Here is a 15,488-nt window from a genome sequence, read left to right on the forward strand (position 1 = left end):
CCCCTAAATTATTTATAATATAGTTTATCGGAATTTTGCGCTGCAAGTTTCGATAAAAAGCGCATTTTATGCTTTATGTGCTGCAATTCTAACGAAAAGATTTGAAAGGGGGCATAAACGTTGCTTCAAATTTATAAAACCATGGAAGGTACGTTAAAGCAGTTAGAAGACTTTGAAGAAAATGTATGGGTGAATTTAACAAACCCTTCCCCCGAGGAGATAGCATTTTAAAATATACCTTTTTCTGCATTTTTGAAAAAAGTCGAGCACAAGTTTACTTTAAATCCTCAAGAAAACTTCAACTATGCGAAAAGCCGCATGATAGGGAGGTCATATGAATACTAAGTGTTTAGAGCAATTGACAGAAATTTTGGAAAGTGAAGTTTCAAGTGGTAAGCTAAAAGGGTGTTCCCTCTTAGTACAACACAAAAATGAGAGAGTGTTTCAACATTCCTTTGGTACGGATCAATGTGATTCCATCTACCGTATCTTTTCTATGACAAAGCCAGTTACTGCAATCGCAACCATGATATTGTATGAACGAGGATTACTTGATTTATTTGATCCGATATCGAAGTATCTAAAAGGGTTTTGTAATCAGACCGTTCTTGATACAGAGGGGGAGAGACCTGTAAAGAAAGAGGTAACCATACAACATCTCCTTAATATGACATCTGGCATTGTGTATCCTGAAAAGCTGTATCCTGCTGGTGCTAAATTTGAAGAGCTTGTAGAACAATTTAAAAAAGATAATACGCATCCGACCACTATACAAATATCCAACTTGGTAGGTCAAGCACCATTAGCCTTTGAGCCTGGTCAGGAATGGGCATATGGCGCATCTGCTGATGTACTAGGCGGTATTGTGGAAACTATTAGTGGTATGAGGTATGGAGATTTTTTAAAGAAAGAGATATTTGAACCACTTGGTATGAAAGATACCGGGTTTTATTTAGAGGACGATAAAAAAGAACGACTTGTTCCTATGTATAAGAAAGATGCAGATGGTAACTTAGTGGAGATAACCAAAGATGATTTAACAAATCATTTTGTAGTAAACCCAGATTCAAAACCATCTTATGAATTAGGTGGCGCAGGACTTTATTCCACAGTAGAGGACTACAGTAAATTTGCTGGAATGCTACTTAGTTATGGTACTTATAAAGGGGTAAGAATACTTGGAAGAAAAACCATTGAATTTATATCTCAAAATCAATTGACTAGTAATCAACAAAAATCTATTTGGTTTGATAGTATGTATGGCTATGGTTATGGTAACTTGATGCGGATAATGATGGATCAAAGCCTAGCAGGTAGCAATGGAAGTATTGGAGAATACGGTTGGGACGGGCTACCTGGAACCTATTTTATGGTAGATCCAACAGAGGAATTAACACTTATCTATATGCAACAGAATTTACATGGAGCTGACCAAAGCCTAAGGAGAAAGATGCGTCAGATTGTTTATGGTTCGCTCCTCTAAGTACTATTAATAACTTATACAATCGCATTTTATAAAACACTCAATATAAACTTTCCTTCATTAATTCGTGTGAAATACTCTTTATTTCACACAAATTTAAGGGAGATACATAGAAAGCCAACACTGTTTTACTTGCCTTTATTTTTAAGTTATTCTATTGTTTACTTAATTCTTTGGTAAACTATAGATAAGAGCTTCTATTAAGGCAAGGAAAGCTATGTGTTGGCTTAATTTTTAATCAAAATACTAAAAATATTAAGAAATTCTTTCGTTTTACAACAAGGTGTTTTATCGACTTATCTAGTATGATAAGCTTAATGAGTAATCGAAAGGGTATAACAGTACCACATCTGCAGGTAGAGGTGGAAGGTTATGGGGCTAGATTTTATGAGATAGAAAGAAATTCGTTAGATTAGAATTGGAGGAATAGAACATGGAATCATATCACGTTTTAATCGTTGAAGATGATAGAGAAATACTAGAAGGAATAGGAATCTATTTAAGAAATCAAGGCTACACCGTATTTCAGGCTGAAAACGGTAAAAAGGGGTTGGAAATTATGCAAAATGAAACCATCCACCTTGCGATTGTAGATATTATGATGCCTGTTATGGATGGTATCACCATGACCATGAAGTTAAGAGAAAATTTTGATTTTCCTGTTATTATGCTATCTGCAAAATCTGAGGAAATTGATAAAGTGACAGGACTAAATATTGGTGCAGATGATTATGTGACAAAACCCTTCACGCCAATGGAGTTAATGGCTAGAGTTAATTCACATCTCCGTCGTTATTCGAGATATCTAAAGGCGGTAGATTCCAAGGAAGAGAAAGAACCTGAGAATTATTATGTTGTAGGGGGACTGGAATTAAATGAAGATACGGTAGAGGTATCTGTAGATGGAAGAGCTGTGAAGTTAACACCGATTGAGTTTAAGATTTTACTACTCTTAATAAAAAATCCAGGTAGAGTATTCTCACCGGATGAAATCTATGAGCGAGTATGGAATGAAAAACCAATCACTACCGACACCATTATGGTACACGTTAGAAGAATTAGAGAAAAAATTGAAATTAATCCTAAAGAACCAAAATATCTAAAGGTTGTATGGGGAGTTGGCTATAAAATCGAGAAATATTAGAAATATCAGTGGAGGTATGTAATGGACTCAATAAATAATAAAGAAAGTGAAGAACAAGTAACACAGGCAAATGGTAAATCTCCGTTACTTGGAAATGTTATCGGTGTCTTATTAGTGATTGTTTTACTGCTTGGAGTAAGCATCACTGCTGTAGATGTTGTAAAGCAGCTCTGGGAAAATAGAAAAGAACAGATGGAAGACATTCGTTTTGATGCTCTGTTAGAATCGGGTTATGGTCTTTACTTAAGCGTCATGGAACAGAGAAATAATACTTATTCGGTAGAACCTATCGAAATATATCTTCCAAAACTAAAACAGTTAAGAGAAGAATATAGAATAAAGCAAGAAGAGATAGAGAAGAATCAAAAATTAGATCAGAAAGAAAGTTCAAATAGTAAAGATGGTTCAAATAATAAAGAAAGCTCAATTAATAAAGAAGATATCAATAATAAAGAAGGTTCCAACAAAGTAGACTTAAGTGAGGGCAATGACTCTAAAACCAATGAAGATTTAACGGATAGAACACAACAGGATGTTTATATTGATGAATCCTTCGACGATTATCCAGAGGATTATTTTGATTACAATACAGAAGAATATACGAATAATGAAATTTCAGAATATGATTTTCATGGAAATGAAATATATAGTTTTAATGAGAATATCTATGCCTTAAGAAATAATCTATATTATAGCCACTCCATCGATTTTGCAATCATTGATAGAAACAATAATCGCTATCGAGAAATCTCAGGCGATGAAGATTTATTAACCTATTTATTAGAAAGTACCACTGTCGACTCTGCGATGGAAGAGAAATTAAAGGATACCTATGCTGGATATCTTGTGGTTGAGTATGATAGTAAAGGGATTGCTTCGATTCAAAAATCCTATGAAATTGATGCAGAAAAAGTATCGGGCATTCTTAAGAATGTAAGATTAGAAAATAATTCTTCTTACCTTTATCGTGACAAAACGTATCTTGATCTAAAGCCAGAAGATATTTCGTTCGTTGAGCCGACGAATGTTACTATGGTTTATGCAATAGAAAAGAATTATCAGGGGTTATTTGATTATCAATATAATTTTTTTGTGAATTATAATGGAAGTCAGATGCATGGATTAGTTATATTAATATGCGTAGCGATTGGTGTTGTGGTTTTATTTGGAATTATCCTTTTTTGTATTCGCCCATTAGGGATTGGAAATGGTATCTTAAGTAGAATACCTCTTGAAATTAACGCGTTATTTATTATTGGAATTGCATTTGCGACAATTGGGATAGCTTATCTTAGTTCGTATTATCCAAGCGGCATTATTGAAGATTATCTTGAGAATGTTAACTTCTCTCCTTTTTTTGCAAGACTGTTAACCAATATTGCAATGTATGGAGGTTGGTTTCTTTATCTTGGAAGTATCTTTTTAGTACTGATATCCGTCCTACAAGTATTTCGTAAAGGTTTGAAACGTTATCTAATAGAAAATGCGTTATTCATTCGTTTCTTTACATTTATAAATCGTAAAATTGGACGTATGGTAAAGTCGATTCTTTCAGTAAAATCAAGTGATGCTGTGAATAAAACAGTATTAAAATATGTTTTAGTTAACTTTTTAGTTATCTTAATTATGTGTAGTATCTGGTTTTTTGGTATCCCGGTACTTGTACTATACTCGATTCTCTTATATTATTTTATGAAAAAATATCTGACAGATTTAAAAGATAAGCATGACTATCTACTTTATGTTACTCATCAGATGGCACAAGGTAACCTTGAAGTACCAATTGAAAATGATATAGGTTTATTGAAACCACTTGGTGATGAGCTTAGCAAAATACAACATGGATTTAAAAGAGCGGTTGATGAAGAGGTAAAAAGCCAGAATATGAGAACAGAATTAATCACGAATGTCTCACATGATTTAAAGACACCATTAACGGCAATTATCACTTATATAAATTTGTTAAAGGAAGATAACCTAACAAAGGAACAACAGATGGAGTATATTGATACCCTTGACCGTAAGTCGTTACGTTTAAAGCAATTAATTGAAGATTTATTCGAAGTTAGTAAAATTAACAGTAATAATATAACCTTAAATCCGGTGGAAGTTGATTTAGTAGAATTAATAAAGCAGGTTCAATTTGAACTAAGTGATCGTTTTGAAGAGACCGGAATCGATGTTCGTGTTCAGTTTCCAGAAGAGAAAGTTATCTTGAAGCTTGATAGTCAAAAGACATATCGAATATTTGAAAATCTATTTGTAAATGTAATAAAGTACGCAATGCCCGGGACAAGAGCATATCTTACCGTACAATTACAGGAGGCTTCCGTTCAGATAACATTAAAAAATATTTCTGCGTCAGAACTTAATCTAACGCCAGAAGAAATTAGTGAGCGATTTATTCGAGGAGATAAATCAAGAAATACGGAAGGTTCTGGCTTAGGGCTTGCAATTGTAAAAAGCTTTGTAGAAATTCAAGGTGGACAAATCCAGATTGTTATGGATGGTGATTTATTTAAGGTGATAATTCGATTTGCTAGAAGTAATAGATAATTAGTAGGTAATTTAATTTTACCTTAAACAAGAAAAAAACTTTGCATACTTTTCCATGTCATAAATAATAATGCCAACTTTAAGTCTTATCTACATTTTTATAGATAAGATCTAAAGTTGGCATCGATTTTTTATTAGAAATTGCTTTTCAATTTTCTATATATTTAAATATCTCCGAGGTATGTGTACCTTGCGATGAATTATGTTCTTAGCAACGCGCTTGGGAGCATTCAGTACTTACTTCTCACTACCTACAAAGAATAGTGCAACAGTTCCAGGACCAGCATGTGTTCCAATGGTTGGACAGATGTAATTTACCATGAAATTTGTGATTCCAAGTCGTTCCTTAATTAAATCTGCAACGAAATTTGCATCTTCAATGCAATCGCCATGACTAATGAATACAACGTCATTTTCATATCCTTTAGATCTTTGTTCCATATTATCAACCAAGGTGGTTAAAGCCTTTTTACGACCTCTAACATTCGTAAGTGGAATTAAATGACCTTCGTTATCCACATGAAGTACTGGTTTTACATTGATTAAAGTACCAATGATTGCAGTGGTTTTGGATACACGTCCTCCACGATGTAGGTGAAATAGATTATCTACTGTGAATTGGTGACAGATATGATTTTTATTTTCTTCAATAAAGTTAACAACTTCGTCTAATGATTTTCCAGCTTCTTTTAATTGAACTGCTTTATATACCAAAAGTCCTTGTCCCATGGAGGCACAACAAGAATCAACGACTACAATTTTAGCATCAGGGTTTTCATCGCATACTTCACGAGCAGTCACTGTAGCATTACTACAACTTCCGCTAAGAGCAGAAGAAAAACTAATATGAAGAACATCGACACCGGACTTTACTTGCTTTGTAAAAGATTCTAAAATAAATTCTGGATTAGAAGCCATAGTTGTTGGCATAAGACCATTTCTCATTCTATCATAAAAATCTTTTTGATCAAGATTCTTATCACCACCGTAAATCTCTCCATCTAGATTATAGTATAATGGATGTATAAAGATATTATGTTCCTTCACGTATTCTAACGGAAGATCTGCAGTAGAATCAGTAGAAATAATAAAATCTCTCATAATGAATTCTCCTTTATATAAAATATTACTTTATTTATTGGTTACAGTATTTTTAGACATAATATAACTCAATACTGTAATATACCCCTAAAAACTTATAATCTTGCAAAAAAATAAAAATCTTTTTAGTATTGTTTTAGTTTTCTATAACAATATTTAGATTTAGTTTAGACTATTTACGTATACAGTTCTTGTTATTCATGACAAAGAAGGGGCATCGAAACGTGTTTTTTTAGTATTGCATATTAACATTAGAATCAGATTACGATTCATTTTAGTAAACGTTAAAATTTACTTAAATTTGCTCGTTGCAGAAAAAATATCTGCACCGAAACAAAATAAAAAACTACATTGTATTAAATAAAATAACAAGTGGTTTTTAATACCATATAACGTATTATACCATTCTGCTTTGGACAGTTCAAGTAAGAACGAAAATAAAATAGTAGTAATTCACTATTAAGAAAATTTTATTGTCGGAAAATCACAGGAACAAAAATACCGTTTGTCAGAAAATTTCATATGTCTTAAAAAAACACTTTGCTATTTTACCAAACTATGATATAATATGATAAGTTAATTTTTAGGAGGCTACATAATGAAGCACATTAAGACTTTAAACACAAAGAATCTAAAAGATACGATGAAAAACGGCGGATGCGGCGAGTGCCAGACTTCTTGTCAATCTGCTTGTAAAACATCTTGTACAGTAGGAAATCAGAGCTGCGAGCATAAATAATAACAGTCCTGATGCCATATCCGATAAGGACAGTATTTCGCTGTCATTATGGAATAAAAATGGAAAAGTGATGAATTAATAAGCAGCGCGTATGTCGCTGCTTATTCCATGTTAAGGACATATAAGACTAGGAGTGGTTCATTGTATAAATGAATCAGTCCTGGCCTTATATGAGGTTGTTTTGCTTTAACTTATTCATAATTAGTGACTTGCAAGCTTAACATAATCATTATGATAGAAAGTTTATATAAGTACTTTTTATTATTTTAAGGTCCTTTGTTTTTTTGACATAAATGAAATGGCATAAGACATATGATGGAAGAAGAGGCTTTGTCCTTATTAGGACTTACATTGAAAGGAGTAACAAAAGTGGTTCACCAGTACAAAAATAATGGATACAACATAGTACTTGACGTGAATAGCGGAATGGTACATGTTGTAGATGATCTTGCATATGATATTATTGCTCTTTATAAAGAGGAGAGCAAAGAGAATATTGTTGATATGATGTGGGATAAATACAGCAAAGAGAATAACTTTGACGTTTTAGCGGAGGATTATCCTGGGCTTACGAAAGATTCCTTAAAACAAGAAATCAGCAATATTTATGATGAAGTAACAAAGATGAAGGAAGATGGTAATTTATTTACCGAAGATATTTATGAAAATTATATCGGAAGCTTCAAAAAAAGAGAAACAGTTGTAAAAGCGTTATGTCTTCATATCGCACACGATTGTAATCTTGCTTGCCGCTACTGCTTTGCAGAGGAAGGCGAGTACCACGGAAGACGTGCTTTAATGAGTTATGAAGTTGGAAAGCAAGCCCTTGATTTCTTAATTGCTAATTCTGGTAGTCGTAAGAACTTAGAAGTAGACTTTTTTGGTGGAGAGCCATTAATGAACTTCCAGGTAGTAAAAGATTTAGTAGCATACGGAAGAAGTCAGGAAGAAATTCATAATAAAAAATTCCGTTTTACATTAACAACAAACGGTGTTTTATTAAATGATGACATTATAGAATTTGCTAACAAAGAAATGAGTAATGTAGTACTTAGTATCGACGGAAGAAGAGAAGTCAATGATACCATGCGTCCTTTCCGTAACGGAAAAGGTAGCTATGACCTCATTATCCCTAAGTTTAAGAAATTTGCAGACAGCAGAAATCAAACGAATTATTATGTTCGTGGTACCTTTACGCACAATAATTTAGATTTCTCTGAAGACGTTAAACACTTAGCTGAGCTTGGATTTGAACAAATTTCAGTAGAGCCTGTAGTAGCACAAGATGGCGAAACCTATGCAATTACAGTCGAAGACCTCCCAATCTTAATGGAGGAATACGATAAATTAGCGAAATACATTATTGAAAGAAGAAAAGCAGGACACTGGTTTAACTTCTTCCATTTCATGATTGACTTAAGCGGCGGACCATGTGTTGCGAAACGTTTGTCTGGCTGTGGTTCAGGAACAGAATACCTTGCGGTTACACCATGGGGTGATTTATATCCATGTCATCAGTTCGTAGGGGAAGAAGAATACTTAATGGGTACTGTATTCGATGGTGTGAAAGCTACCGATATAAGAGAAGAGTTTAAGAGCTGCAATGTATACTCCAAAGAAAAATGTAAGAATTGTTTTGCAAAATTCTACTGCAGCGGCGGATGCTCTGCAAATTCTTTTAAATTCCATGGTAATATCAATGATACTTATGATATCGGTTGTGAGTTACAAAGAAAACGTGTAGAATGTGCAATTATGATTAAGGCTGCTGAGGCGGAATAAGAATAATATACCTATTTCTTTGTATGTTTATCATGATGCTTATGTGGAGGGTATCAATTCGTGAATGTCGTAAAATCAACCGTAGAACACTATGATTTATTAATAGAGTCAGATAACGATCCAGTTCATGATCCTAGTTTGCTGCAGGAGTATATGAACAGATGGGACGGCGACAAATTCTTAAGTGAATTAAAGCTTAACCAAACACTTTCTGTTTTAGAAATCGGTGTCGGAACGGGCAGGCTTGCGTTAAGAGTACTAAAGCTTGGTTGTAAACGGTTTATTGGAATTGATTTATCACAAAAGACAATTGATAGAGCCAAAGATAATCTAAGAGATTATTCTAACTACACCCTCATAGTCGGAGACTATCTGGATGATTGCCTTGATTGTAAAGTTGATTTGATTTATAGTTCACTAACATTTTTTCATGTGAAAGAGAAGGCAGCAGCAATTAAGAAAACGAATGAGTTACTAAATCCAGGTGGCAGATTTGTAGTGTCGATAGAAAAGGATACTCAAGAGTATTTTGACTATGGCGACTATAAAGTTAAGATGTATCCGGATAATAGAAAACATATAATCGGACTATTAGAAAGCTATGAATTTACCATTGAGAACATTTCAGAAGTAGATTTTGCTTATATAATATCGGCGGTTAAAGAAAACGATATTTCTTAATAAAAATAAGCTTAATAGATAGGTGCATCGGTAGAAGTCATTAGTTGACTAGCTCGGATGCACTTTCTGTTATAAAAGATACAATATATCAAGCTCTTCATTTAAAATGCTTTGGCTAGGTTCTTTTAGAACTCACTTAGATACTTGGGCAGAACTATTATTATTGATTTAATTGATTTGGGCCATGTCTACTTTAAAAGTAACAGTTACTATTTACCTATGGTTGGATAAAAAGAATAAGTAAGATTGACATAGATTTTCTATTATGGGATAATAAATTGGAAGGGAATGTAAATGTTTCTTAACGAAAGATGTCGAAAGGGAATCTTTTCTACGATAGCTTGCAATATCTTTTAACACTCAACAAGGAAGAACCTTTTGTCTACATCAATGAAAATATAAGTTATTTAGGTTTCCGAGCATTGCTGCAAAACGGTGATATCCTTTATCAGGGATTAGGTGAATACAATCGTTATCAAATGAAAGAGGAATCTCCCGTATTTCTATCAGGTTCATATATTCTGACAGATCAAGGGAACGTTTATTATCTGAAGACAGACATAGATGGCGATAGTGATATTATGAATATAGATTTGAAGTGCGTGTATAACGGTGGAGACATAGCTGTGATAAATGCTAGTGAAACAGCTGCACGGTGTCTGGGCTTACGGAAGAATGGAAGAGTGATTTCGTGGAGTGATATTGCACCGCTGGAGGTTACGGATTGGAAAAATGTGATTGCTATAGAGCAAGGCTTCAATTACGCAGTGGGACTTACAGCCAAAGGGAAAGTATTGTATGTCGATTACAGTGCAAGTAGCACCGAAGCAGTTACGAAAGTATTGGTATCATGGACAGAGGTCGTTCAGATAGCTACGTATTCCGATACTATTGTAGGACTTAGACAGGACGGCAGTTGCCTCTTTTTGGATATTGCAGCATATAAGTAGCAGGAAGAGAGAATGAAAAGATATAGCACAGGGAATATCTAATGTCGGAATTTGAAATCAAAGAATAAGTACAAGGAATTACATTAACTAAGAGTTAAAATACAAAAGTGCATCGGAAGAAGTCATTAGTTGACTAACTCCGATGCACTTTTAGCTATAAGAAATACAAGATACAAGTTTTTCATATGAAATGTTTTAGCTAGGTTCTAGCTTCCAAAACCTTTGGAACCAAAATCAAACTAATGATTATTTAAAAAGCCGCCTATTGTCAAAAACTCTAATGCACTTTTTGAAGCCTTGATTATTCCATTATTAAGGAAAATATATTACAATCCACGTCATTTTCACCCTTAGTCAAGTTAATTTTCACGAGTTTATTCCTATAATTTAATAGAATGCTCCGTGGCTCTTTTGACGTAAGAACAACCGACTTTAATTCTCCATTTGTATAGGATAAGTCAGCGGTTAGCCCATAGGTCGCTTTATACCCTAGGAATGTCACATCCTTAATCTCATCAGGAAAGGCAGGTAGCAAAAATAAGGTGTTATTTCTATACTGAAATATCATCTCACAAAGCCCCGAAATGCTGCCAAAGTTACCATCAATCTGAAATGGTGGATGATTATCGAACAGATTTGGCAGAGTACTTCCAGTAAGAAGTGCTTTGACATTTTGATAAGCTAAATCACCATTACCTAATCTTGCCCAGAAATTGATAATCCAAGCACGGCTCCAACCGGTATGCCCACCACCGTGTTCTAACCTTCTTTCAAGCGTCTTCTTAGCAGCTTCTGAAAGCTTAGGAGTTTGTTCCGGAGTAATTTGATTACCAGGAAATAATCCAAATAAATGAGATATATGGCGATGGCCTAATTCTAATTCCTCATATTCTTCATTCCATTCCTTAATGGTGCCATTGCTATGTACTCTTGTCTCAGGTAATCGGCTAAGACAGTCTTTTACTGACTTGGTGAGCTTCTCATTCAGAGCTATTGGAACTTCTTTATTCTCGGTAGAATTCTTTGCATCTAACAGGGTATGATATGCATCAATATAATGATGGAATAACTCTCTCATAATTTGATGATCCATCGTACATCCAGCGCAGAGGTATCCGATTCGTCCATTTGGATGGCGGTATTTATTTTCCGGACTGGCAGTTGGAGATAGAATCAACTTACCATTCTCATCTTCAGTCAAAAATTCAGTTAGGAATAGGCAGGCATCTGAGAGAACCGGAAACATATTGATTAAGAAATTGATGTCTTTTGTATACTCATAATGCTCCCAGATATGAAGGCAAAGCCATGCACCGCCTAGTACCCAGTAGGTCCCAGGAAGCCAGTAATCCTGTGGTGCACAATCACCCCATAGATCCGTATTATGATGAGCAACAAATCCATGGCAGCCATACATCTTTTCTGCGGTAACTTTACCATTTTGGTGCATACGTTTTAATAAATCAAAGAGTGGAAGATGAAGCTCTGGTAAGTTAAGTTTCTCAGCAAACCAATAATTCATCTCCGTATTAATATTAATGGTGAATTTACCACCCCAAGGTGGTGTCATACTGTTATTCCAGATACCTTGAAGATTCGCTGGAAGAGTGCCTGGCCTACTACAGCTTATGAGTAGGTATCTCCCAAAATGAAAGTAATCTTCTAACAGTTTAAGATCACTATGCCCCATTCTCATTCTTTCAAGACGTTTGGCGGTATCCAAAGTAGCAACGTCAGCTTCTTCCTCTGCAGATGGAGTTAAAATCAAATCGTTTCGCTTAAAAAAGCTCTGGTAATCTTTCTTGTGGGAACGTTTTAGTTCGTCAAATTGTAATGACTTCACATCCATAAGATGAGATTTTACATCATTTGTATAGTTTTCACTACGATAAGCAGTTCTGATATCAAAAAATAAGGTTACTGTTGTAGCTTCCGATACAACAAGGTGTGCTCCAATGGTTTTTATCTTACCATCACAGGAAGCTGCTGTAAGGCGGTTGCAAAACGGAATTCCTCCACGGTAAGTTAGAACTATTGAGTCTCCATTCTCACAGTATAAACGATCCATGAAATGAGGTCTTGATAAAAGAATGCTTAGATTTAACTTTCTAGGTCCCTTGCTGGTGAATCGCATTACAAAAACATCAGCTGGTGTACTGATGAGATGTTCCCGTATAAAAGTAGTTCCTTCAAAATCATAGGAAACAGTTACGGTTGCTTCTGATAGATTTAATTGCCTTTTATAATTTGTTACTTCGCTATGCCCGGTCGTTATATGTATTTCCCCTGCAGTCTGGTAACAACGCATATTATCAGGGGTTCCACTAAGTGAATGTAAAGTAGCGTTTTGTGCTTCCTCTAAATTACCGTCTGCAATCAGTGATCGAATGATTGGCAGATTCTTTTTTGCGTCTGGGTTATTTCGATCCATTGCATACCCAGACCAGATACTATCTTCATTTACTTGAATAATTTCGTGCTCTGGTTTTCCATAAATCATTGCGCCAAGTCTACCATTACCAAGAGGCAAGGCTTCATCCCAGTCTTTCGCTGGGTCTTGATACCAAAGGATATGTCTTTGCATATGAGTATTTGCTCCTTCCCTTATCTATTCTCCCTATGTAATACATTGAAATTTTTTATGACTTATCTTTGGTTGGTATGCTTTTCTCATCTAATTCGAGCTCGGGAAAAGTTCGCGAAGTTCTTTTACTTTTCATGACAATTGAAATGGGTTTTAATCCAATTTTACATTACTTATAGGTTATAACAAAAAGAGATGGAAATCAATAACAATTGGTGACAAGATATCTACATATTATGGGCTTGAAAGCAAAAAAATCTGTATTATTTTGATTTTATTCATGTTACACTGATGTAGTAACTAAAAAGAACGACAGCAAAGCAAATACGTTGCTAAGGAGTAGAAGAATGAAATTACGCGAGGCAATATTAAACAGAGATTTAGATGTTGTGAAGGATCTATTAGTAAAGGATCCAAATTCAATTGAGGATAAAACTGGAGGAGTATGGTTACCATTTTTGGCAGCATCTCTAGGAGATTTAGAAATTGTACGGTATATTGTAGAATATTCCAGAGCAAGTTTTAATGAAACAGATGAATTAAACAGAAACGTTCTTCATTATGGTGTTGAATCAGGTAACATTTCCGTTGTTCGTTACCTAGTAGAAAGAGTTGGAATGTCACCGGTTTCTGGAGATATCAACCTAGTAACACCATATGAAATAGCATACGAAAATAAAAATAAAGAAATTCTTACTTACTTTGAAGAAGTTTGTGGAGCACCATATGAACAGATGTATCATAACCCAATTCGTACCGGTATGCATCCAGATCCATCAATCATTTGTGTGGGAGATGACTTTTATATGGTTAACTCCTCCTTTATATTCTTCCCTTGTATTCCAATCTCTCATTCCAAGGACTTAATTCATTGGAAAGTCATTGGACATGCAATTACAAACCCAGAGTGGGCGTACTTAGATGAACTAGAAGGTGGCCGTGGATATTGGGCACCAGACATTTCTTATTATGAAGGAAAATATTATATTACTGCAACCTATCGTTTAAATGACACTGGAACTGTCTATAGAAAACAAATGGTTGTTTCTTCGGATAAACCAGAAGGTCCATATTGTGAACCAGTATTTCTTGATGAGGATGGTATTGATCCATCTATCTTTACGGATGACGATGGAAGACGCTATATGTTATTAAATCGTGGAGCAAGAATATTTGAGATTAGTAAAGATGGAAAAAAACAGCTTTCCGAAGCTACCCTTTTATATTATGGGCATCAAAAGAGAGCACCGGAAGGATCGCATTTACTTAAAAAGGACGGTTGGTATTACCTTTTCCAAGCAGAAGGTGGGACCGGTCTAGGTCATCGTATCTCTGTTGCCAGATCCAAAGAACTATTTGGTGTATACACCCCATGCCCTTACAATCCGATTATGAGACAGCAGGATGAAAAGGGAGCAATCAAACGTTGTGGTCACGGAAAACCTGTGAAAACTCCAAATGGTGAGTGGTATATGGTTTACTTATGTGGCAGACAGTTAGAGGGTGAATATAGCTTACTTGGACGTGAAACAGCACTCGATCCAATTACTTGGACAGCAGATGGTTGGCCACTTGTAAATAATCTGGAAGGACCTAGTGTCCTACAAAAACTACCAAACTTAACTCCATATATTCCTGAACCGGAGTCGGATGATTTTAAGAATGGTATATTAAGCAGTTTATGGGTATCTCAACGCGTACCAGAGGAGAATGCGTATACATTTGGCAATGGATACTTAAAGATACAGGGAAGTAAAAAAGATTTAGATACGACAGAGTCAAGAAATATTTTATTACGCAGACAACAAGATTTTCACTTTACGTTTGAGGTAACAGTAGGTGATATAAACCTTAACATTGGACAGGATTATGGTTTAACCTGTTATTATGATGAAAATACGTATCTTAAATACGGTCTCTTCGAAACAAAAGAAGGTTTATTCTTACAGGTAGTGGAACACATTGATGAGGAGACAAAGATAAGCCTATCAACAAAGGTTACAAAAGGAGAGTACAGTCTTCGCATTGTGACAGAAGGGCTTAAGAGAAGCTTTTATTATCAGAGCATAGTTGATCAGGAGGAAACTAATTGGCATTCCCTTGGTCAGCTTGATCGAGTTTATTATCTATGTGATGAAGGTATCAATCGAGGAAAACGCTTTACCGGTGCTATGGTAGGTATGTATGCTCACGCTGGTGAGAACTCCTCCTTAACTGGTGAATTTAAAGACATTGTATATCAAGGTATGGACCGATAAGAAGCATTTAGTTAATAATTTTCATAAGAGAGAGGCATTCGCAGAACTTATTAATTGTGGATGCCTCTTTTCGCGTTAATCTTGCAAAATAATACATGTTTTGATATGATAACTTATCAGAAGTTTGTTTATAAACTTTTGATAGAAGGTACGAAATTTTAAAGAAGTGTATATTTATGACAAGGAAAAGTTCGCTAAGTGACTTTTACT

Annotated in this window: 10 protein-coding genes; 8 read left to right on the forward strand and 2 right to left on the reverse strand. The window is 34.9% G+C overall.

Annotated elements, in window-relative coordinates; genetic code table 11:
* Positions 1–334: 334 nt before the first annotated feature.
* From CPHY_RS04640 to CPHY_RS04650, 3 genes are all read left to right on the forward strand, one after another.
* Positions 335–1,483, forward strand: coding sequence for a serine hydrolase domain-containing protein (locus CPHY_RS04640; RefSeq protein ID WP_012198897.1), 1,149 nt, complete (start codon positions 335–337; stop codon positions 1,481–1,483).
* Between the two features lie 433 nt (positions 1,484–1,916).
* Entirely contained in the window at positions 1,917–2,627 is a 711-nt protein-coding gene (locus tag CPHY_RS04645; RefSeq protein ID WP_012198898.1) for a response regulator transcription factor, read from the forward strand.
* A gap of 21 nt (positions 2,628–2,648) precedes the next feature.
* Positions 2,649–5,183 (forward strand): sensor histidine kinase, encoded by a 2,535-nt coding sequence (locus CPHY_RS04650; RefSeq protein WP_012198899.1) that lies wholly within the window; start codon positions 2,649–2,651, stop codon positions 5,181–5,183.
* A 237-nt stretch (positions 5,184–5,420) separates the two neighbouring features.
* Here the strand turns inward: CPHY_RS04650 and CPHY_RS04655 are convergent, their stop codons facing one another.
* Positions 5,421–6,284: a DegV family protein gene (locus tag CPHY_RS04655; protein WP_012198900.1), complete on the reverse strand. Its 864-nt coding sequence runs from the start codon at positions 6,282–6,284 to the stop codon at positions 5,421–5,423.
* A 598-nt stretch (positions 6,285–6,882) separates the two neighbouring features.
* On the opposite strand from CPHY_RS04655, the gene scfA reads away from it, so the two are divergent.
* The 4 genes from scfA to CPHY_RS04675 all read left to right on the forward strand — a co-directional run bounded on the left by scfA (position 6,883) and on the right by CPHY_RS04675 (position 10,436).
* On the forward strand, positions 6,883–7,023 hold the full coding sequence (gene scfA / locus CPHY_RS04660) for a six-cysteine ranthipeptide SCIFF (protein WP_012198901.1): 141 nt from the start codon (positions 6,883–6,885) through the stop codon (positions 7,021–7,023).
* 369 nt (positions 7,024–7,392) lie between these two features.
* Positions 7,393–8,805, forward strand: a complete 1,413-nt coding sequence (scfB, locus tag CPHY_RS04665) for a thioether cross-link-forming SCIFF peptide maturase (RefSeq protein ID WP_041703986.1) — start codon at positions 7,393–7,395, stop codon at positions 8,803–8,805.
* Positions 8,806–8,865: 60 nt separating this feature from the next.
* Positions 8,866–9,486 (forward strand): class I SAM-dependent methyltransferase, encoded by a 621-nt coding sequence (locus CPHY_RS04670; protein WP_012198903.1) that lies wholly within the window; start codon positions 8,866–8,868, stop codon positions 9,484–9,486.
* Between the two features lie 311 nt (positions 9,487–9,797).
* Entirely contained in the window at positions 9,798–10,436 is a 639-nt protein-coding gene (locus tag CPHY_RS04675; protein WP_012198904.1) for an RCC1 domain-containing protein, read from the forward strand.
* A gap of 301 nt (positions 10,437–10,737) precedes the next feature.
* Here CPHY_RS04675 and CPHY_RS04680 read toward each other — a convergent pair whose 3' ends face one another.
* Positions 10,738–13,020: a glycoside hydrolase family 95 protein gene (locus tag CPHY_RS04680; RefSeq protein WP_012198905.1), complete on the reverse strand. Its 2,283-nt coding sequence runs from the start codon at positions 13,018–13,020 to the stop codon at positions 10,738–10,740.
* A 347-nt stretch (positions 13,021–13,367) separates the two neighbouring features.
* On the opposite strand from CPHY_RS04680, the gene CPHY_RS04685 reads away from it, so the two are divergent.
* Positions 13,368–15,278 (forward strand): family 43 glycosylhydrolase, encoded by a 1,911-nt coding sequence (locus tag CPHY_RS04685; RefSeq protein ID WP_012198906.1) that lies wholly within the window; start codon positions 13,368–13,370, stop codon positions 15,276–15,278.
* The last annotated feature ends 210 nt before the right edge of the window (positions 15,279–15,488 follow it).

It is taken from the genome of Lachnoclostridium phytofermentans ISDg, assembly GCF_000018685.1.
GTDB classification, from domain to species: Bacteria; Bacillota; Clostridia; order Lachnospirales; family Lachnospiraceae; genus Lachnoclostridium; species Lachnoclostridium phytofermentans.

What these genes read in the sequence shown, in the direction of transcription:
- CPHY_RS04640 (WP_012198897.1), top strand. Translation starts at nt 335, where the DNA reads ATGAATACTAAGTGTTTAGAGCAATTGACAGAAATTTTGGAAAGTGAA.
- CPHY_RS04645 (WP_012198898.1), top strand. Translation starts at nt 1,917, where the DNA reads ATGGAATCATATCACGTTTTAATCGTTGAAGATGATAGAGAAATACTA.
- CPHY_RS04650 (WP_012198899.1), top strand. Translation starts at nt 2,649, where the DNA reads ATGGACTCAATAAATAATAAAGAAAGTGAAGAACAAGTAACACAGGCA.
- CPHY_RS04655 (WP_012198900.1), bottom strand. Translation starts at nt 6,284, where the DNA reads ATGAGAGATTTTATTATTTCTACTGATTCTACTGCAGATCTTCCGTTA.
- scfA (WP_012198901.1), top strand. Translation starts at nt 6,883, where the DNA reads ATGAAGCACATTAAGACTTTAAACACAAAGAATCTAAAAGATACGATG.
- CPHY_RS04675 (WP_012198904.1), top strand. Translation starts at nt 9,798, where the DNA reads ATGTCGAAAGGGAATCTTTTCTACGATAGCTTGCAATATCTTTTAACA.
- CPHY_RS04680 (WP_012198905.1), bottom strand. Translation starts at nt 13,020, where the DNA reads ATGCAAAGACATATCCTTTGGTATCAAGACCCAGCGAAAGACTGGGAT.
- CPHY_RS04685 (WP_012198906.1), top strand. Translation starts at nt 13,368, where the DNA reads ATGAAATTACGCGAGGCAATATTAAACAGAGATTTAGATGTTGTGAAG.